This is a genomic window from Vibrio antiquarius, from assembly GCF_000024825.1.
Classification (GTDB): domain Bacteria; phylum Pseudomonadota; class Gammaproteobacteria; order Enterobacterales; family Vibrionaceae; genus Vibrio; species Vibrio diabolicus.
Map to the genome: position 1 here is coordinate 2660200 of NC_013456.1, position 19437 is coordinate 2679636.

The window sequence follows — 19437 nt, forward strand, 5'->3', positions numbered from 1 at the left end:
AAACGAAAAAAGCCCTGCGATATACGCAGGGCTTTTAAAGGGTGGGACCCCAGCCACATCCCGGCACACAAGTCACCCGCTGCGGCTGCTTCCTTCCGGACCTGACCGAGTTCACGAGCTATTGTTGCGAGAGGACCAGAGCCCCATAATTCTTTTCGAGAGGACTTGCCTCAATCGATGGGGCGATTATTCAGTATCAGCCCTCATAATGCAAGAGCAAAAGCCTTGAATTTCGTCATTTCATTACCGTTTGGACAAAACTCGATCAATTCATTCCTCTATGATTGAGCCACGTAACGATGCGAAGAAGGATAACGGCGTGTTGACTGCTTACTTGAATACATATCTTCATCAGCTAAATGCATGGCTTGCTCTAAGCTCATGTGCTGTTCTCTTTTTGCAGAGACACCGATAGAGATACCCACAGACTCTAACTCACTACACAGTTTGCCTTTTACATCAATTCTGCTGAGCTCTTTCATTGCCCTATTTAATTCTGCTTGAGTCGGATAGCCCAACAGTATGAACTCATCTCCCCCTATCCGGTAACTTTTTCCTGACCATACATAATGAATTTTTAGCGCCAATAATTGCAACACCTCATCACCAGCACGGTGACCGTACGTATCATTGATTCGTTTGAAGTGGTTAATATCCAAGTAAAGTATGGATAGATCTTTGTTTACGCCTTTTCGATGTTTTACTTGCAACGCGCGGCGATTTCTTAACCCCGTTAAATTGTCAGTATTCGATTGACGATAAAGATAAAGCGAAACGCAAATCGCAAACAACAATACAAAGACAAACACAGCCTGCGTTTGCGTTGCCAGCCGAACCTCATATTCAAGCGCGGTACGCCAATCTGGGCGCAGGTCGTACTGGGCAATGATCTTATCAACTTCCAACATCGCTATCGCTCGACTGAAAAAAGGAGCAAGCATGGCACCTTTCTCGTTCGCCACCAATCCAACAGAAAGTTGTGACTGGTAAAACTCGCCAATCGCCGTGTCCTGCTCTATCGGAACCAACTCGCTCAGACGTAAAAAGTGGTTGAGCATCGCTGTATCCATCGGAATGTAATCGACCTCTTCATTCAATAAACCCTGAATGAGTTCTTGTTGGGTACGATAACGTTTCAGCTCTTTTAGCGGTAAAAGTTGCGTCATCATTTGGTCGAAAAAGTCGTCCGCAACCACGCCAATCCGCTCAGAGATCAACTGTGACACATGAGAGTAAGTGTTCGGCTTGTAACCTAAACGCTTGACCATAACGGATGCTGGTGAGTAATGGGGTTTGGGAAAGTAACTAAATTCATGTCGCTCGCGACTGACCGTTAACGGCGCTAAAATTTCAAAATTCCCCTGCATAAACTCATGATACATGGAACCCCAACTTTCATTTGGCTCACTAATGATCACGCAGTTTAATGCCAAGATCTCACAGCTTCTCAGGACGACATCTGCCGTCATCCCTTCGATACTGCCGTCTTCGTTGTAAACAACATATGGAAAGATAGATTCGAGCTTGATCCGTATTGGCTCACTGAAATCAAGAGGTAATAAGCGAATAGATTCTCGCAATGCCGCTCGCCTTAATTCAAATTGATACTGGGAGATTTCTTCACGAAGTTGCTTTTGCACTCCTTCCCCATGAATAAACGTAGCGAACGTATCCAACTCTTCGAGATGATGATCTTTTTTACTGATGATCGATACTGGCTTTATCGAAATCTGATCATTCAACATCTTAGCGTCAAAGCCCTCCAGCAGCATCGGCTTAAGCTGATTGATGGCATCGACTACGCCTTCAACAACGCCTGATCTCAGTAACGTTACCGCTTGGTCATGACCTTGATAAGAGACCTGTTTTAGCTCCGGGTAGTATTGTTTAAGTAATTCGGCATAAACCGTATCTTTAGGGACGCCAACTCGTGAAATGTCACTCAACGTCGAGTCTTTTAAACCAAAAAGGTAGGTATATTCGATATTAGTTGGGCGGGAGTAACTAAAGCGTTGAGCACGCTCTTCTGTGTAAGTGATATTCGCAGCAAAATCCGCTTCCCCATTCGCGACGGAATTTAGAATGGCATCAAAGCTGGAATAGTTCACATATTGAACGGTAAAGCCGAACTCTTTCGATGCAGCATTAAAAAGAACACGGGTGACGACATCATCCGCTTCTGTCGCAACTTTATAATGAGCAATTAAAGGTGATTCAGCTTTTACATTCAAACTCAGTAGGCAACAAGTAAAAAGCAACAGTGTTCGAGCAAAGGTAGTCATGACAAACTTATCTTAAATCAACCACTTATATTGTGGTTATTATTATTGGAAGTTTAGTAAATATGAAATGAAGAACATATACTAATCTTCATTTTGTTCCACAACCAATTCGATAGTCTGCCGCACGTGTCACTTTTTACCTGACGAAATACTCATAATTCTGCCTGTTCATCGCTGCTACGTAAGATATAGTCCGTCATCCAAGCCGTTCCTAACAAACAGATCCAAACAACAAAAACAGGGTTTGGTACATCTGTAGTCGGACTCACCACTAAGGCAGCAAAGCCAACAGTCGGTAATGTCCAGCACAATAGTTTACTCCAACGAATGGAGTGTTTAAGCTTCGCGAGGGTTTCCATTGAAGCCAGCATTCCTGTCACGCTCAATGCCACAAGCACGGCATATGGCAAGCCAGCAATCCATAATGGGAACAACAACAGCATCGGCCACCAGCTGTGCTTATTGGATGGGGTCCAATGTACAGCAGACCACCACATCGCCATGACCGAGACAGTTTGAACCACTGTAACCCAAGCGGATCCATCCAGCTTCCCACCTTGTTGCGTGACCATAATACCGACTTGTAGAGTAAGTACGATTAGACCTGCGGTGAGCAGGACGCCCAACGAACTTCTACGAGAGAACACTACCATTAAAAGTGGGAAAAGGATCAAAATACCAATCGATAGCGCGATTGGTTGCATTGAGAGCGTAGCGCCAAAAGCCATCATTGCGCCCAGCAACACCAAGCCTGCAAACCCGCCTTGTGGCAAGATCCACAACGCCGGGATCATGAGTGCAAGAACGGGAATATCTCCCTCGCTCAAACTCATCGCTCGAACGCACACCACTGCGAGTAAAGTCGTAATGAAAAATTGAAGTGTCGATAAAATCATAGCGCCTCCTGGCTTCCCCACCTACTTGGTAACTCAACGGCAAAAACTGGGATTAAAAGTCGTTGAGAGGGTCTAGATTCAAGCTTAGCTTGTGTTTGTTTTATGCTTTTTAACGCTCATTAACATACGGCACGACTGAAGAGAAAATGTGATCAACAAAAGTCAATCGCGGGCAATATAAACGTTAAGAACCGTTAGCAATATACAAGTCCGATGGTTTACCATTCCTTAGTAATCCACAATAGACACTTTTGAGTATGGACCAATTTTTAGCGCAAATCTTTGCTGTAATTCACCAAATTCCAAAAGGAAAAGTCTCCACCTACGGGGAAATCGCAAAAATGGCAGGTTACCCGGGCTACGCAAGACATGTTGGTAAGGCGCTTGGTAATTTGCCAGAGGACAGCAAACTCCCGTGGTTTAGAGTGATAAATAGTCAAGGAAAAATATCCTTAAAAGGCAGTAACTTAGAACGACAAACAAAGAAATTAGAAGCCGAAGGAATTGAAGTATCTGAGATTGGAAAAATTTCGCTAAGAAAATACAAATGGCAGCCTTAGGCTGCCATTTTTTGTTCGCTGAGTTTGATATTAACGCGTACCAACTAGACGAATATCCAACTGGTGAGTTTGTGCTTCATCTGTGATTACACCGTTATGCGTATCGCTGATAAAACGCAATTTACCATCCACTTCAATACGCGCACGGACGCTGTAACGATGGTTTGGTTTGATTTCATTGTTATCGTAGTTCAGTTCAAAAGAAAGAGGAACTTGTTTACCTTCCGTTTCGAATGTCTGCTTTGCTAGTACTTTTGCTGGCGCGTCAGCCAAAGACACATCTTCTAACGCGACGGTAACCACTGCGTTTGGCGGCAGAGCAATACGCTCACGGTAAGCCACTGTACCTGTAATCGTCTTCATTGACGCCTCTGCAGATTCCATTTCTGTATTTTGAGAAGTTTGGCAACCCACTAACGCAGCCCCAAAGAGTAAAGAAGTAACAAGCAGTAGTGTTTTTTTCATATCTTCCTCGAAAAGAGTATTAAACCGGAGCAATTATAGGTGTGGAATATAAAACTGTCTGCATCCTGTCAGTTTATTTGACAATAGTTTGACTGAGTTAGAATTTATCAAACAATTGATTTTGTTTCATAATCGGAACAATACTATTTCTAAGTTACTCAATAGTTCTTAACTATGGCACTTCACAAGAGTGAGACTGTTGAGGTAAGTTGGAGTGAAAGACAACGGTGAGGAGACACAATGAGTAAACCATTACGAGAATTGCTCAGCCTACTACAACTCGAAAAATTAGAAGAAGGCTTGTTTCGTGGCCAAAGTGAAAACCTAGGTTTGCCTCAAGTGTATGGTGGCCAAGTGATTGGGCAAGCGCTTTCTGCTGCGCGCTACACCGTTGAAGAAACACGCGCGGTGCACTCCTTCCATAGCTATTTTTTGTACCCTGGCGATCCAGAAAAGCCCATCATTTATGATGTAGAAAACCTAAGGGATGGCCGTAGCTTCAGCACCAGGCGCGTTAAGGCGATTCAAAATGGACGCCCTATTTTCTACCTAACGGCGTCTTACCATGGCGATCAACCTGGGTTTGATCATCAAAAGGAGATGCCAGACATTCCTGGCCCAGAAAACTTCGCCTCTGAGAGTGAGCTTGCTAGCCATATAGCCGAATTCCTGCCAGAGCGACTACGCAAAACATTTTGTGGTGAAAAGCCAATTGAAACCCGTCCTGTTACGGTCATCAACCCCCTAAAGCCCAAAAAAGCAGAGCCTAAACAGTATCTTTGGATTCGTGCCAATGGTGAAATGCCAGAGAACCTGCTTATACATCAGTACCTGTTGGCCTACGCATCAGATTGGGGATTCCTCGTGACAGCAATGCACCCACATGAAGTGTCATTAATGACGCCAAACTTCCAAGTTGCCACCATTGACCATTCAATCTGGTTCCACCGTCCGTTCAAAATGGATGAATGGTTGTTGTACGCGATAGAAAGCCCAACAGCGAGTAATACTCGTGGGTTAGTGCGTGGCGAAATCTATAACCAGCAAGGTCATTTAGTGGCAACCGCAGTGCAAGAAGGTGTAATGCGCTATACCAAGTAACCGCTAAACCCTAAACGACAAAAGGAGTGCTCAGCACTCCTTTTTTGTGGGTATCAAACGATAATTAATTTGGTTGATACTTCATAGTAATGACCGACCATTCGTAAAGTGATTTCGGGTAACCGTATTCGCTTTTCCCGTAAACGACATTTGGGTCAGCATAGAATCCACCTTTATCCGTTGCTAAAAATTCACGCACCCCACGACGGTAAGTAATGATTGGTGCTGCCGACTCATACTCTATGTCTTCCAAATTAGAATCATCAATCACTAAGAACCGAGTCATACGGATAGTGCTACCGCTGGTGCAATACCCTGGATCATCATAACCAATTGCATTAAAAGGCTTAAGGTCATCAGCAAATAGCTCTGATGTACATCCATCGAATCGAGCAACATGCACCCACGCTGCCTTTTCTTGTCTTCGGTCATCGCTACCAACTGGCTTAAACATAAATAGCACAACCTTACCTTTACCGTGTTTTTGCAACTCGTCATCCGTCGGTTCACGTACCGAACGCGAACCCAAGATACCAAATTCACTCTCTTCTAAATTGGCAAACTGTGGGGCACTAAGCGTGCTCACAATAACGGTTTGTTCGCTATTAAGTTGTGTGTATTTATCTGCAACACCCGACTCTGCCAAATCGACACTAACCGTGACTTTTGTTCTTGGTAACGCTTTGTAATCTCGCGATTCACTCTCAGAGATATCTAGAGCAATAGAATGGTATTGAGAGTAATTGGTTAGCGTCAACTCTGCATTCGCATTGTCTAACGTGGCAAGATCTTTGCTCACAGTATCGCCAAATGAGTAAGTTCGAGTACCGACCGTTCTACCGAAATCTAAGTCAATTGCCTTGAAAGGCGTAAACTCAACGGTTTGAAGTTTCGTGGTAAGACCGGGATGATCCGCTTTATTAATGGTGCCGTTAACCAATACGGTTTTAGTTGTATAGTTACGTGCAGTTAGTGTCACTTCTAATTGGTACTCGCCTGCGTGCAAAATCTTCAAACGCCCCGTTTCAGAAGATACTAACTCAACCACAGGATCTTTTTGGTTAATAAGACGATAGCTGGCTTTCGCCTCTCCTCCACTCATCACTGGTGAGATAATAGTACCCGCTGAAAAGTCTACCGTTGGATAAGCAATCGATACAGGGTTTGTGCCCTGTTTGATCGTTACAGAGAAACTGCTTTCACCCGGAGTAAATTTATCGTCCCCTGCATCCGATACAACAACTCTTGTGCTGCCAGCATTGAGGATACGCATCTCGCCCGTTTTGCTGTCTAGGGAAACCACATCCGTTGCTGCATTTTCTGCAAATCGATACGAAACTTCGCCAACCGTACCAGAGATGGTCGGTTTTTGAACATAAGGCTGGCTGGTTTTCCAAGTCTCTTCCACTTCGGATTGCACATCAATCCGACTCGGCGCACTCAGAATATTAACGTACACTTTCTGATCTGGACCCGCAGTGTAATTCGCGCTCTCCTGTCTGCGAACTGTTAACGTCGCTTTACCCGCTTTGTAAACATAGGCACGTCCATCCGCAGTCACCTCTATAACATCTGTAGCAGTGTTATCAACGAGTTCTACATGATCGTTACTTGTACTTAAACCAAAGTCACGACGAAGATCAAAGCTATAGTCTTTGCTATACACCATTTCATAATCTTGTGTCACCATGGCTTGTCCCGCAGCTTTCGCTACTTTGATGACTACATTAAACTGAATTGGTTGATATAAATCCCCACCATCATCTTCAAACTTAAGACGATATTCACCAGCCGTCTCTACTTCTAACTTGCCATCGGTCATTCTTAAACCGTCCGGTAAACTACCGACTAGGCTTACGTTGCCTTTTTGTCCTGAAAATGCCAAAGGAATTGAGAGGCTAGGCTGATAAATAAGCGACATTTCAATGTCGTTCATCACCGGATGAGGCGCGCGATTGACTTCAACATTGAAGCGAGCTTTACTTGCAGGATAATTACGCATTTCATGCTCGTAGATTTCAACTTCAGCCGTACCTACACCTTTGATCAGCAGTGCTTCACTGCTCATAGATTTAGCGATAACATCTGTGCCGCTAATAATTCGCAGTGAATAGTCGCCGCGAGCATTCGTCACCTTAGGGAAAATTCGGCCACCTTCCTCATAAGTTTTCACAACGTCCGCTACGCTGATTGCTTCGCGTTGACCTTGTTTTACATCCACAACAAATTGCGCCGTTTGCTGCTTATCTAAAAAAGCATCGCTGTAAGTTGCTGTCGCTTCAACGGTTAGCTGCCCGACATTATGAACAAGGAGCACACCTGACTCCGGGTTGAGTAACTCGGCAACTTTGTTGTCTGGTTCGCTGCGAATGATTTTGTATGTGATGCTTTGCGTTTGAGCTTTATCTAAACGTGCAGGTTCTAACGTCAGCCCTTCTCTATATTCGTCTTCCAGCAAGGCGAATTGAAGTTGCCCGGATGCTACTCCATGAAGCTTCACCGTTGCGCGAACTTGCTTCGGCAGATAAAGCTCGTTACCTGAGTCAGTAATCAGTACCGACGCCTGACCAACTGAGCCTAATGAATATACCGAACCGTTCTGATCAACCCGAATCAAGTTATGACCACTTTCTACTTCATAACTCAGTTCACCTTTTTGGCCACGAACGGTCAGCGCTTTCCCTTCAGATTCGATTGCATTAAAGTTTAGATCACTAACCGAAAGGTCTGTGTTAATACCTCGTTCCACAGTGATAGAAAATCGTGCTTCAGAGGATTCATAAGCAGAACTGCTATCCGTAGCCAGAATTGTTGCCGTTCCTGGACGCAAAATTTGTAGCATTCCAGAGTCATTAATTTTCACAACATTTAGCGGATTAGAGTCAATGACTTGATAAGACACCGAGCCATGTACATTGCTCAATTTTGCCTCTGTAACGGTTCCCACGCCCTCAAACTTCAATACCGTGTCTTCAGCTTTTAACTGTGGACGGCTCTGCTTTGTTATCGTAGTTGGTGTGTTTGTATTGTTTGTTTTAGAGTCACCTCCACCACCACAACCAGCGAGTAACGCCGCGAGAAAAAGCAAATAATATTTTCTGTTCATTTTTAGAAACACTTTGTCACAAATAAGTGCTAGCGATAATAATACGATGTTTTATTAATCACTATATCCATTTTTGAGTACTTTATTACTTAAGTATTTGCTACTGTATTACGCATAAAAATAAATGTTCAGAAGTGGTGACTAAAATACACAAAACAACACTAAGCAAACGTTTAAATTAAACCAATTAATTAATTTAGTAAAAATGAATATTCAATAAAAATAAAACACGAAAAATAAAGAGAAAAAATTGCGTTATTTTTTCATGCGTTTTGCTGTATGAGCACTTAATAAAGGATAAAAAACAAACAGTTAATGCGGGAATAGAAGAGAGAATAAATATCGTTTATATTTATTCCAATCCAGTAAAAAGTAACCTAGTTAGAATAACCCTGCTACCTGTTAACACTTAAAATGCTAACAGGTAGAGTAACCATTAAATAAAATTCGTATAAAACTATTTAGTTGAGAAGTGGTAACTCAGTCGTATATTTAATGGATTCCATAGCAAATGTTGAAGTCACATTAGACAATCCCTTTACACTATTAACTAAGCGCTTATAAAACTCGTCAAAACACTTCATATCTTTCACCAGCACTTTCATCATGTAGTCATACTCGCCGGCCATACGATAAAACTCCATTACCTCGGGGAAATCACTCACTGTTGTGACAAAATGGTGATACCAATCTTCGGAGTGATCGATGGTTTTTAGCTGAACAAAAGCGATAAAAGACAGGTCGAGTTTTTCTGCACTCAGTAACGCCACGCGCTTTTCGATGTAGCCTTCTTCTTCCAACCTTTTCAAACGCTTCCAACATGGCGTCGTTGTCAGATTTACCTGCTCTGCTAACTCATTTAATGACAAGGTGCTGTCGGTTTGTAACAACGCAAGCAGCTGTTTATCGACCCGATCCAAACTCATCCTATAAAACCCACGAAGTGTAGAAAACTTTTCTATCAAAATAGTCATTACCGGCAACTATAGCAAAGTTTTTCTCTCATATTATAGGTAAATTATTCCCATCTAATGCTTATCTATCGATTTCCAAGGAGAGACGCCATGTGTACTGACCACAACTGGATCAACAATGCAGTGCGTAAAATTGAAGCAGACTTTCAACGTTCTGCTGATACTCATTTATTTAAACTCGAACTGCCTTCTCTTGATGGTATCGATATCTACCTAAAAGATGAGAGCACGCACCCAACAGGCTCTCTGAAACACCGATTGGCACGCTCGTTGTTTCTTTATGCGATTTGTAACGGATGGATTGGTCCTGAAACCACAGTGATTGAAGCGTCCTCAGGCAGCACTGCCGTTTCAGAAGCGTATTTTGCTCGCTTGCTTGGCTTACCGTTCATTGCTGTTATGCCGAAAACCACCGCACGTAAAAAGATTGAACAAATTGAGTTTTACGGTGGTAAAGCGCATCTTGTAGAGCGCTCAGATCAGATTTATGACGAGTCTCGACGTTTGGCTCAAGAGTTAAATGGCCACTACATGGATCAGTTTACTTATGCTGAACGTGCGACTGACTGGCGCGGCAACAACAACATTGCGAACTCTATCTTTAGCCAAATGGAACTAGAAGATCACCCAATTCCTAATTGGGTAGTAATGAGCCCAGGAACTGGTGGTACATCCGCAACCATTGGCCGTTTTATTCGTTACCAAAAATACGACACCAAACTTTGTGTCGTAGACCCTGAAAACTCGGTGTTTTACGACGCTTTCCAGTCAGGTAATCACTCATTAAAAGGTGAGACCGGCAGTAAAATTGAAGGCATCGGTCGACCACGTGTCGAGCCAAGCTTTATTGCAGGTGTTATTGACGAGATGCGCAAAATTCCAGACGCTGCCAGTGTGGCAACTGCACATTGGGTTTCTCAGCTGATTGGGCGTAAAGTAGGCGCATCAACGGGGACGAACCTCTACGGTGTGCTTCAACTGGCCTGCGAAATGAAACAACGCGGTGAAACAGGCTCTATCGTGACACTTTTATGTGACTCTGGTGAGCGTTACTTAGATACGTATTACGACTTAACATGGGTAAAAGAGAACATCGGTGATATTCAACCTTACCTCGCGCAACTTGAAGTCATTCAAGCGAAAGGCTGTGTCGAACCTGCATGTTGCGGTCCAATTACCGCTTAATATGTAAATTCGAATGTAAAAAAACAGCCCGCTGATGTGCGGGCTGTTTTTTTGGAAATGAGTATTACTTTTTCTGACGCGCTTCAAACGCCGCCAATTGTTCTGGCGTTGCCGCAGGTTGATGATTTTGCTTCCATTCATCGTAAGTCATGCCATATACACGTTCGCGAGCGTCATCAATATCTAAATCCACACCAAGATTTTCCGCTTCGGCTTTGTACCATTTGCTAAAGCAGTTGCGACAAAAGCCCGCAAGGATCATGAGGTCGATGTTCTGCACGTCTTTATTCGCGTCTAAATGCGCCAATAAACGACGAAATGTCGCCGCGTCTAACTTATCTTGTTCTTCTTGAGTCAGATTTTTATATTTGAATTCAGCCACTTTCCTTTCCTTCTCTCTTATTTGATTGACGTTAGTCACCATACCGAATAGTAAGTTCTCCAGCCAAGAAAGTCTGCTTTAGCGCAACAATTCTCAGTCTAAATGACTACCTTTGCGTAAAAACTGATATGATAAATGCTACCTATCTTATTGATTAAATTAATATTAACACAACTCATTACAACGGTCTTTTACAAAGGTTATCGTCAAGTTATGAAAAACGCCATTCTATTATTGTCTGCCTTGACCATCAGTGTGCCGACTTTTGCTGCTCAAGAACAAACTCATCAATCTTATTTTTATCTGGGTACTGGTAACGTCGGTTTTGATACACCCTATTTTGGCTCAGACAGAGACAATGAGTGGTCCACACCACATATCACTGTTGGTTGGGGCTATCATGTCAATCAATACCTTGCGTTTGAAGGTGTGCTTCGCTATTCCCAAAACGAACTGAAGAACGACAAACTGAAAACAGATTTGGATTTGCACTATTACCAAGCGGGTATGTCAGCTGTATTGACCAGTGATAACCTTGGCGATACGCCACTTTCTTTGTTCGGCCGCGTGACCGCGTTAGGGACTCAGGCAGAAATGTACGTTCCAAACCAACAAAAAGTCACAGATGATTCAGGAGCACTATTCAATATCGGTGCTGGTGTCCATTGGGATATGAGCAAAGACATCTGGTTGCGCGCAGAGTACATCTATAATGTCGCAGATATGGGCTTTGAAGATTTTTACGACAGCTACGAAGGTGTGCAAGTTAGCTTAGGGAAACGCTTCTAACATTAGATAGCACCAAGTTACCAGAATTGAAATACAAACAAGCCGAGGTTTTTACCTCGGCTTGTTTTACAATCTACGGAGTGTCATCAGTTACTGAGCGGAGAACTTTTCTGTTGTCTCTTGATTCACATGGCTACTTGGTTGCCCGGCATCGAGAGAGTGTAAAATGCCATCTTGACGATCTTTTAGTGCATTCGTTAACGTCGGAAGTGCAGTGGTCGCTAACAACGCCATAACACCCGCAACTAAAACCATTTCTACCATGTAACTACCACGTACTTTTTTCAAGAGAACACCTCAAATAATAATAGGTATATGCTGCTTTCCCGGCATGACACCTAACAGGACCCGACATTCAGTCAATACGATGAGCGAGTCCTGTGCCCCTCGAAGAAGTGGCGAAATAATAAACAAAAATAATCATTAGATCTATAAGTAATCACGCTCAATATAAAAAAACACCGAACAAAAGTTGTTCGGTGTTTTCAATCAAAGCTTTACGTACAGCGGCTAAGGATGAGCAATACGGCCTTTTGTATCGTGGCTGAGTGCTTTGTTCAATTCTGCTTCTACATGACCTGGCGCCTGTGTTTTCGCCGAAATCAATCGGTACATAGCCGGGATGACAAATAAGGTCACCAATGTCGCAAATCCCATCCCGAAAAAGATCACGGTACCCACGGCAATACGGCTCTCATAACCAGCCCCTGTCGATACAATCAACGGGATGGCACCAGCAAGCGTGGTAAATGCTGTCATCAAGATCGGGCGTAGACGTCGCGCAGCTGCATCAATAACCGCTTTTTCGAATTCAACACCACGGTCACGTAACTGGTTGGCAAATTCGACAATCAAAATGCCGTTTTTCGTCACCATGCCGATCAACATGATCATGCCGATCTGGCTGTAAATGTTCATGCCTTGCCCCATCACAACCAAGCCAAGGAAGCCACCAAATACGCCCATCGGTACCGTAAACATCACCACTAACGGGTTCACGAAGCTTTCAAACTGAGCCGCCAACACGAGATACGCCACAAGCAATGCCAACGCAAACACGACAGCAACACTCGCTTGGTTCTCTTTAAAGTCTTTTGACTCGCCAGAATAACTCACCGAGATGTCACCTGGTAAGTTGTCTATCGCTTGTTGATCAAGGTAATTCAGCGCGTCTCCTAATGTGTAGCCTTCTGACAAGTTGGCTGTAATAGTGATGGATTTCTGTTTGTTGTAGTGAGATAGACGAATAGAAGCTGCCACTTCTTCAATTTTAGTGACCGCGTCTAACGTCACTAACTGCCCACTATTGGTTCGCAGATAAATCTGGCTTAAATCCGCAGCATTATTAAAGCTGTTTTCATCACCACGAAGATACACATCATACTCTTCGCCACGCTCAACATAAGTCGTTTCACTTTTACCACCAAGCATGATTTCTAGCGTATCAGAAATGTCTTTGACACTGACCCCTAGTTCTGCGGCACGCTGTCTGTCGACCGTAACCAATAGCTCTGGCGTTTTCTCTGAGTAATCGATCTCAGCACCTTCCATCATTGGCGATTCTTCTGCTTTGTTTTTCAACATTTCAGCCCAGACGAGAAGTTCATCGTAATCAGAGCCACCTAATACAAACTGAACAGGCTCACTCGAACCACCTTGGAAACCAGGCATGAATGGGAACACTCGAACATCAGGTATGCCAGCCAGTGCACCACGCACTTTGTTAAGCGCTTCCTGAGCTGTTACATCTCGCTCGTTCCAGTCTTCTAGAATCATGATAACAAAGCCGGTTTGGTCGCCTGCCTGTCCACCAAATGCAGGCGTTTGGATACTAAACGACTTCAGATACCCTTGCCCGAGTAATGGCATCAATCGGTCTTCAACAATGTCCATATTGGCTGACATACGATTGTATGACGTGGCATCAGCCCCGCGAACAAACGCAAACATCACGCCGCGATCTTCTTGAGGGGTCAACTGGGCTGGCACTTGGTTCATCAAGAAGTAACTGCCGCCCAAACACGCCAGAATCACCAGCGGTGCAGCCCAACGTATTTTCAATGCGCCTTTCAATAATGAGCGGTAACCACTCTCCAGTTTACTAAATAGGCGATCGACCACTTGATTAAATCGATTTGGTTTTACATTCGCCTTCAAAATCTGACTACCCAATACAGGAGTTAATGTTAGGGCGATCAAAGACGAGAAAATCACAGACATCGCCAACAAGACAGAAAACTCAGTAAATAGCAGACCTACCATGCCATCCATAAAAGAAATCGGCAGGAATACCATCACCAGCACTAGCGTTGTCGCGATAACGGCAAAGCCTACTTCCCGCGTACCTTTATAGGCCGCAAGCAAAGGCGATTCACCACGTTCGATATGGTGGAAGATGTTTTCAACAACCACAATCGCGTCATCCACTACCAAGCCGATAGACAGGATCAGCGCCATCAAGGTGATTAAGTTGATAGAAAAGCCAAAGTAATAAGCGGCAATGAACGAAGAAATCAGCGATACCGGAACCGTAACAGCTGGGATCAAGGTTGCACGAGCTTGACCAATGAAGATGTACAACACCAAAATAACCAAACCACCCGTAATAAATAGCGTGCTATATACCTCTTCTATCGAGCGCTCGATAAACACCGTCGCATCGTAGTCGATAGCAAGCCGCGTCCCTTCCGGCAAGAACTTCTGGATGTTATCAACTTCAGCTCGAACTAATTTTGCTACTTCTAACGGGTTCGCATCAGACTGAGGAACAACCCCCAAACTAACATTGACGACGCCATCGCTTTTAAAGGTCGAGTTTTCGTTTTCTGCACCGATAAAAACATCAGCGACATCTTTCAAATAGATAGGCGTGTTGTCGCTCGCCCTTTTAATCACGAGGTACTGAAAATCTTCCGGCGTGTTATAGCTACGCGCTGTCCGTACCGACATGACTGTCGAGTCATTGCGAACTTCACCACCCGGACTTTCTAAGTTTTCACTTCGCAGTGCCGATGTAATGTCCGAAGCCGTGACTGAGCGCCCCGCCATCAGCTCTGGCTTAAGCTTCACGTACATCACCTTGTACAAACCACCAGAGAGATCAATGGAGCTCACCCCAGAGATCAAGCTAAAGCGATCCATCAATACACGTTCTGCATAATCCGTCAATTGAGTGCGGTCCATCTCTGCAGAACTGAGATTTATATAGAGGGAGGCCTGACCTGAACCGTTATTCTTGTAGACAATTGGATCGTCCGCCTCATCAGGTAGCGAACGTTGAGCGCGAGCCACCGCGTCGCGAACATCACTAACACCCGTATTGAGATCGTAACCTAGCTCAAAAGTGATCGTGATACGCGAACTGCTGTTTCGCGTCGTCGAACTGATCTCATCTATTCCGCTGATGCCTGAAAGCTGATCTTCTAATACAGAAGTAATTTGACTCTCGATGATCGTCGCGGAAGCGCCCTCGTAACGCGTACTAATGGAAACGACCGGACTTTCAATGTCCGGCATTTCTCGCACCGCTAGTTTCGTAAAGGATACAAAACCAAATACACACAGCAGCATACTCAATACCAGCGCTGCGACTGGGCGTTTTACAGAAACGTCAGAAAGTAACATTAGTTTGCTTCCTTAGCCGCTTCGTCTTGCGTGCTTTGAACACCTTGATTACCAGTTGCGTTAGCTGTTTCTGACTTTCCTGGTGCGACAATTTCCTTAACTTCAACACCATCTCGCATATTAACTATGCCCTGTACAACAATTTTGTCGCCAACTTCAACGCCTGATTCAATAACGACTTCGTTATCGACACGAGCACCGAGAATGACTTCTTGTCGAGTCGCTTTATTGTTGTCATCGATGACGTATACGTAACGCTTGGTGCCAGAGTATTCTAGTGCTTGAACCGGGATAATTGGCGCTTCAATCGCAGGGAAGGCCAATGATGCATTCATTAACATGCCCGGCTTTAAGCGGTTTTCAGGGTTCTCAAACTCAATACGCACACGCAGGTTCAGAGTTTCTGAGCTGATCCGCGTATCAATGCCTGTAACCTGACCAGTAAACGTCTGTTCACCCCATGCACTGGTTTTGGCAATGACTTCCATACCAATAGAAAGCATCGATAAATAGCGCTCCGGTACTTGTAAGTCCAGCTCCATGACGGAAAGGTCATCCAAGGTCAACAGCTCTGTACCCGCGCTAACCATTTTACCGCGACTAAAATCGATGAAACCAACAGTGCCAGAGAATGGAGCCGTAATATGAAGATCGGCCAAATTTGCTTGAGCAGCGTCCAGCCTTGCTTGTGCAATTTCAACGCTTGCTTTTTGTGCGTCGATCTCAGTTTGGGTGATAGCATTTCGCTTAACCAAACGTTGAAACTCTTTTAGCTTACGTTGTTCATCTTTAAGGTACGCCTTTGCCTCAATCAAAGCGGCTTGAGCCTTATCATCATCCAACTTGATTAACAGCTGACCTTGTTGGACATTTTGATTCGCTTTAACAGCGATTTGATTCACTTTGCCGGCGACTTCCGATGCAACAACCACAGACTCCGCCGCTTCTAATTTACCGATAAGCGATAAGGATTGATTGATCTCGTGCGTTTCTACTTGCTCAGTTACGACGGTAACTGCTGAGCCTCGCATAGCTGCGAAAGCTGATGGAGAACTCATTAATATAGAAAGCGTTAAAACAGATAACGATAACGTGGCTTTCATGCTCATGATATTGACTTCTAAACGAATAAACTTATGTCATTAAACTGCTTACATTTTATCAGTAGATACGTGGTTTAACGTCAAGTAGTGTAAATTCAAGTAAAAAGAGCGTTTCTCTTCTGTTCAAAGGACACACAAAACGCTGACTTTCTACCATCTTTGCCCAAAAAGACAGCATTCAACGTAAAAACGCAAGAAAAACGCTTTACAGCCTGAGCGAGTTTGCTATGATTCGCTCCGCACTTGGGAGATGAGTTGGGAAAACATCTTGCTAAGTATAAAAATCCTCTGGAGGGGTTCCCGAGTGGCCAAAGGGAGCAGACTGTAAATCTGCCGGCACTGCCTTCGATGGTTCGAATCCGTCCCCCTCCACCATATTCTTTCTTGTGTTTTTCCTTTAAACATAAGAACAACTTGGAAGCTAGGTTGGGAAACTATCTTTTAAGTATAAAACACCCTGGAGGGGTTCCCGAGTGGCCAAAGGGAGCAGACTGTAAATCTGCCGGCACTGCCTTCGATGGTTCGAATCCGTCCCCCTCCACCATATTCTTTCTTGTGTTTTTCCTTTAAACATAAGAGCAACTTGGAAGTTAGGTTGGGAAACTATCTTTTAAGTATAAAACGCCCTGGAGGGGTTCCCGAGTGGCCAAAGGGAGCAGACTGTAAATCTGCCGGCACTGCCTTCGATGGTTCGAATCCGTCCCCCTCCACCATATTGAAAAAGCCAGCTCATTGAGCTGGCTTTTTTCGTTTCGGATTCTTGATAAAGTAACAAGCCCTTCCTTATTTAACCCAACTTCTTCGCGGTTCTCCCTCTGTTAGATCCTACTTTAACAACTGGGCCAAAGCGAATCTCCTATGCCCAAAGTTCGGATCTGGTCGTTGTAATACAAACAATGTACTAGCACTTTGTCCTTGTTTTATCGCAATGACCATAATGTGAATGCTAAAAACATTCAATAAAGCACTTGAGGACTGACTAGCAAAAAAGATATTCGGCAGAGTTAAGCGCGAGCTATGATGAAGCTCCATCTGGCAGGTTTTGTAAAAACACCTTTCGCAGATACAAAAAATCCCGCAGGGGGGCGGGATTTTTATTAGTGACTAAATTGGTTTAAAGGTGACTAGCCTTGAATACCAACAATTAACCATGGTGCATTAGGCACAGTCAAGTCACGCTCTAGGTGCCAGATGTCTTCGATTTCTTCTTCAACACCTTCTACTGTGTCACGGTAACGACCGCTAAACTGCAGGCTAAGCTGTGCTTTATTTGCATTGTAATCGGCACGGACGATCTCTGCATCAACGTACATTACATCAGTATGCTGCTCACCGTCGAGCTTCGCGCGCTCTGCTTTCAGATCTTCAAACAAGCTTGGAGAAACATATTCTTCAATGGTTTCCAGTTGATTATGATTCCACGCACCTTGCAGGATTCGGTAGTGTTCACGAGAGCCGTTAATAAACGCTGCTTGGTCAAAGCCCGGTGGGTAGTTATGTGGTACGTCCGTTTGAGCGCCGAAACCACCAAAGCCACCATTATTTGTGTTTGGCTGTTGCTCAAAGTTTTGCATGTTTGGTTGCTCAAACTTAGATGCGTTACCACCAAATGCAGGTTGCTGACGATGCTGGTTCATACTGCCCTGCTTCGCACCTAGCATACCGCGCATTAATTTAAAGATGACAAAGGCAATCAAACCAATAATTAGGATATCCATAAATTGGATACCTTCAAAAGCACCGCCAAAGAATGCAGCAAGTAGACCACCAGCAAGAAGTCCGCCTAGCAGACCACCCATTAAGCCTTTTTTACTTGAAGACTTCGCCGTCTGATCTTTGCCGACCGTATTGGTGTTTTGTTGCTGTTGTTTTGGTGCTGGCGCTGTTTTGTAGCTCTTACCGAAAGACTTACTGCCACCAAACTTCTTCGCTTCCGCGATAGGCGTTACAGCAACGGTAAACATCAACAGAGCAACAATAGAAAATAAACGTTTCATCGTTATCCTTAAAGTTAGCTATCTAAGATTGTGCTCTATCAAACGAAACAACGATTGTTTCAAACAGTAGCACGCCAAAGATGATTGTTACGTCATCATACTCTGTATGCCTGTTGATGAAAACAGCTTACAGAAGCTGACATGTATCAGAATATTGCCAAAGATACAGACTGCTCTCGGTTAACTTCGAGATACTTGGTTCGTTTAGAAATGCTTGGAATGAACTCGCTGCTACTTGGGGATGTTTTACTTGAATTAGAATCAGTGACACAGCTCAGAATCCTGCACCTTGACGTCACTTGAGTATATTGCCTTGTTGACGGTTAATAGGTAGCTGACTATCATATTGAACGATGTTCAATAAAGCAGTTTGAGAGTATGGCGCGCAGAAACGATCACACCAGAGAAGAGCTAGTGAATTTGACTTTAACAACAGTCAAAAACTTTTTAGATGAGAATTCTTACCACGAACTCAGTCTTCGTAAAATCGCTAACATGATTGGTTACGTGCCAAGCACATTAGTCAACATTTTTGGCAACTATAACCTGTTACTTTTACACGTAGTCGCGCAAACTTTAGACGAACTCTCCCAAGAAGCACTGAAGGCGACCAATAGCAGTAAAGACGCTCATCAAGCTCTATTTGAACTGGCTTATTGCTACCACGATTTCGCTCAAAAGCACCCTTACCGTTGGCAGTTAGTGTTCGAGCACAACATGAATGGTGCAGAGCTTCCAGAATGGCATGCCAAACGTATCGACGGGATGACAGGAATGTTGGAGTCACTATTGGCTCAAATCGCACCACATCGTACCGAGTCCGAAGTGATTCAAGCGAGTCGAGTGCTTTGGTCTGGCGTACACGGTATTACTTTACTCAGTGTTGATGATAAATTTTTCTCTAGTGAACCCATTGATGGTAAAGAATTAATCAGTAACCTGCTTTCTAACTACCTCACAAACTGGTAACAAA

At 44.0% G+C, this 19437-nt stretch carries 15 protein-coding genes, 3 tRNA genes and 1 other RNA gene; 8 read left to right on the plus strand and 11 right to left on the minus strand.

What is annotated here, in order from left to right:
• Window positions 1-44: 44 nt before the first annotated feature.
• From ffs to VEA_RS12295, 3 genes are all read right to left on the minus strand, one after another.
• Window positions 45-141, minus strand: an RNA gene (gene ffs / locus VEA_RS23440) — signal recognition particle sRNA small type.
• A 137-nt stretch (window positions 142-278) separates the two neighbouring features.
• A complete protein-coding gene (locus VEA_RS12290) occupies window positions 279-2282 on the minus strand; it encodes a GGDEF domain-containing protein (RefSeq protein ID WP_006742165.1) in 2004 nt (667 codons plus the stop codon).
• A 152-nt stretch (window positions 2283-2434) separates the two neighbouring features.
• Entirely contained in the window at window positions 2435-3178 is a 744-nt protein-coding gene (locus VEA_RS12295) for a VP0952 family biofilm-associated protein (protein WP_005390598.1), read from the minus strand.
• A gap of 257 nt (window positions 3179-3435) precedes the next feature.
• Here VEA_RS12295 and VEA_RS12300 point away from each other — a divergent pair, with 257 nt between their 5' ends.
• Entirely contained in the window at window positions 3436-3738 is a 303-nt protein-coding gene (locus tag VEA_RS12300) for a DNA base-flipping protein (RefSeq protein WP_005390592.1), read from the plus strand.
• 30 nt (window positions 3739-3768) lie between these two features.
• Here VEA_RS12300 and VEA_RS12305 read toward each other — a convergent pair whose 3' ends face one another.
• Entirely contained in the window at window positions 3769-4203 is a 435-nt protein-coding gene (locus tag VEA_RS12305; RefSeq protein ID WP_012842007.1) for a YbaY family lipoprotein, read from the minus strand.
• A gap of 240 nt (window positions 4204-4443) precedes the next feature.
• Here VEA_RS12305 and tesB point away from each other — a divergent pair, with 240 nt between their 5' ends.
• On the plus strand, window positions 4444-5304 hold the full coding sequence (gene tesB, locus VEA_RS12310) for an acyl-CoA thioesterase II (protein WP_005390581.1): 861 nt from the start codon (window positions 4444-4446) through the stop codon (window positions 5302-5304).
• Window positions 5305-5368: 64 nt separating this feature from the next.
• Here the strand turns inward: tesB and VEA_RS12315 are convergent, their stop codons facing one another.
• Together VEA_RS12315 and VEA_RS12320 are read right to left on the minus strand one after the other, a co-directional pair.
• Window positions 5369-8410: a hypothetical protein gene (locus VEA_RS12315; RefSeq protein WP_006742166.1), complete on the minus strand. Its 3042-nt coding sequence runs from the start codon at window positions 8408-8410 to the stop codon at window positions 5369-5371.
• 461 nt (window positions 8411-8871) lie between these two features.
• A complete protein-coding gene (locus VEA_RS12320; protein WP_005390577.1) occupies window positions 8872-9336 on the minus strand; it encodes an Lrp/AsnC family transcriptional regulator in 465 nt (154 codons plus the stop codon).
• 138 nt (window positions 9337-9474) lie between these two features.
• Here VEA_RS12320 and VEA_RS12325 point away from each other — a divergent pair, with 138 nt between their 5' ends.
• Entirely contained in the window at window positions 9475-10569 is a 1095-nt protein-coding gene (locus tag VEA_RS12325) for a PLP-dependent cysteine synthase family protein (protein ID WP_012842008.1), read from the plus strand.
• 64 nt (window positions 10570-10633) lie between these two features.
• On the opposite strand, the gene VEA_RS12330 is transcribed toward VEA_RS12325, so the two are convergent.
• The gene (locus VEA_RS12330) at window positions 10634-10951 is read right to left on the minus strand and encodes a DUF1244 domain-containing protein (protein WP_005390574.1); all 318 of its coding nucleotides are present in this window, start codon (window positions 10949-10951) and stop codon (window positions 10634-10636) included.
• A gap of 213 nt (window positions 10952-11164) precedes the next feature.
• Between VEA_RS12330 and VEA_RS12335 the strand changes: the two genes are divergently transcribed.
• Window positions 11165-11740: a porin family protein gene (locus VEA_RS12335; RefSeq protein WP_012842010.1), complete on the plus strand. Its 576-nt coding sequence runs from the start codon at window positions 11165-11167 to the stop codon at window positions 11738-11740.
• A gap of 90 nt (window positions 11741-11830) precedes the next feature.
• On the opposite strand, the gene VEA_RS12340 is transcribed toward VEA_RS12335, so the two are convergent.
• The 3 genes from VEA_RS12340 to VEA_RS12350 form a co-directional block, all read right to left on the minus strand.
• Complete coding sequence (locus tag VEA_RS12340; protein ID WP_005390570.1) at window positions 11831-12028, minus strand: type II secretion system protein; 198 nt, start codon at window positions 12026-12028, stop codon at window positions 11831-11833.
• A 222-nt stretch (window positions 12029-12250) separates the two neighbouring features.
• Window positions 12251-15364: a multidrug efflux RND transporter permease subunit VmeF gene (gene vmeF, locus VEA_RS12345; protein ID WP_012842012.1), complete on the minus strand. Its 3114-nt coding sequence runs from the start codon at window positions 15362-15364 to the stop codon at window positions 12251-12253.
• Window positions 15364-16473, minus strand: coding sequence for an efflux RND transporter periplasmic adaptor subunit (locus VEA_RS12350; protein WP_012842013.1), 1110 nt, complete (start codon window positions 16471-16473; stop codon window positions 15364-15366). The genes vmeF and VEA_RS12350 overlap by 1 nt, the downstream gene beginning before the upstream one ends.
• Window positions 16474-16757: 284 nt before the next feature.
• Between VEA_RS12350 and VEA_RS12355 the strand changes: the two genes are divergently transcribed.
• The 3 genes from VEA_RS12355 (at window position 16758) to VEA_RS12365 (ending at window position 17180) form a co-directional block, all read left to right on the plus strand.
• Window positions 16758-16842: transfer RNA gene (locus VEA_RS12355), tRNA-Tyr, on the plus strand.
• An 84-nt stretch (window positions 16843-16926) separates the two neighbouring features.
• Window positions 16927-17011, plus strand: a tRNA-Tyr gene (locus VEA_RS12360).
• An 84-nt stretch (window positions 17012-17095) separates the two neighbouring features.
• Window positions 17096-17180: transfer RNA gene (locus tag VEA_RS12365), tRNA-Tyr, on the plus strand.
• A 411-nt stretch (window positions 17181-17591) separates the two neighbouring features.
• Here the strand turns inward: VEA_RS12365 and VEA_RS12370 are convergent.
• Entirely contained in the window at window positions 17592-18464 is an 873-nt protein-coding gene (locus tag VEA_RS12370) for a Tim44 domain-containing protein (RefSeq protein ID WP_012842014.1), read from the minus strand.
• A 378-nt stretch (window positions 18465-18842) separates the two neighbouring features.
• On the opposite strand from VEA_RS12370, the gene VEA_RS12375 reads away from it, so the two are divergent.
• Window positions 18843-19433, plus strand: a complete 591-nt coding sequence (locus tag VEA_RS12375; RefSeq protein WP_006743255.1) for a TetR/AcrR family transcriptional regulator — start codon at window positions 18843-18845, stop codon at window positions 19431-19433.
• Window positions 19434-19437: the final 4 nt, after the last annotated feature.

Excerpts from the sequence above, each read along its gene's own strand:
- VEA_RS12290 (WP_006742165.1), bottom strand. The coding sequence starts at position 2,282 with ATGACTACCTTTGCTCGAACACTGTTGCTTTTTACTTGTTGCCTACTG.
- VEA_RS12295 (WP_005390598.1), bottom strand. The coding sequence starts at position 3,178 with ATGATTTTATCGACACTTCAATTTTTCATTACGACTTTACTCGCAGTG.
- VEA_RS12300 (WP_005390592.1), top strand. The coding sequence starts at position 3,436 with ATGGACCAATTTTTAGCGCAAATCTTTGCTGTAATTCACCAAATTCCA.
- VEA_RS12305 (WP_012842007.1), bottom strand. The coding sequence starts at position 4,203 with ATGAAAAAAACACTACTGCTTGTTACTTCTTTACTCTTTGGGGCTGCG.
- tesB (WP_005390581.1), top strand. The coding sequence starts at position 4,444 with ATGAGTAAACCATTACGAGAATTGCTCAGCCTACTACAACTCGAAAAA.
- VEA_RS12315 (WP_006742166.1), bottom strand. The coding sequence starts at position 8,410 with ATGAACAGAAAATATTATTTGCTTTTTCTCGCGGCGTTACTCGCTGGT.
- VEA_RS12320 (WP_005390577.1), bottom strand. The coding sequence starts at position 9,336 with ATGAGTTTGGATCGGGTCGATAAACAGCTGCTTGCGTTGTTACAAACC.
- VEA_RS12325 (WP_012842008.1), top strand. The coding sequence starts at position 9,475 with ATGTGTACTGACCACAACTGGATCAACAATGCAGTGCGTAAAATTGAA.
- VEA_RS12335 (WP_012842010.1), top strand. The coding sequence starts at position 11,165 with ATGAAAAACGCCATTCTATTATTGTCTGCCTTGACCATCAGTGTGCCG.
- vmeF (WP_012842012.1), bottom strand. The coding sequence starts at position 15,364 with ATGTTACTTTCTGACGTTTCTGTAAAACGCCCAGTCGCAGCGCTGGTA.
- VEA_RS12350 (WP_012842013.1), bottom strand. The coding sequence starts at position 16,473 with ATGAGCATGAAAGCCACGTTATCGTTATCTGTTTTAACGCTTTCTATA.
- VEA_RS12370 (WP_012842014.1), bottom strand. The coding sequence starts at position 18,464 with ATGAAACGTTTATTTTCTATTGTTGCTCTGTTGATGTTTACCGTTGCT.
- VEA_RS12375 (WP_006743255.1), top strand. The coding sequence starts at position 18,843 with ATGGCGCGCAGAAACGATCACACCAGAGAAGAGCTAGTGAATTTGACT.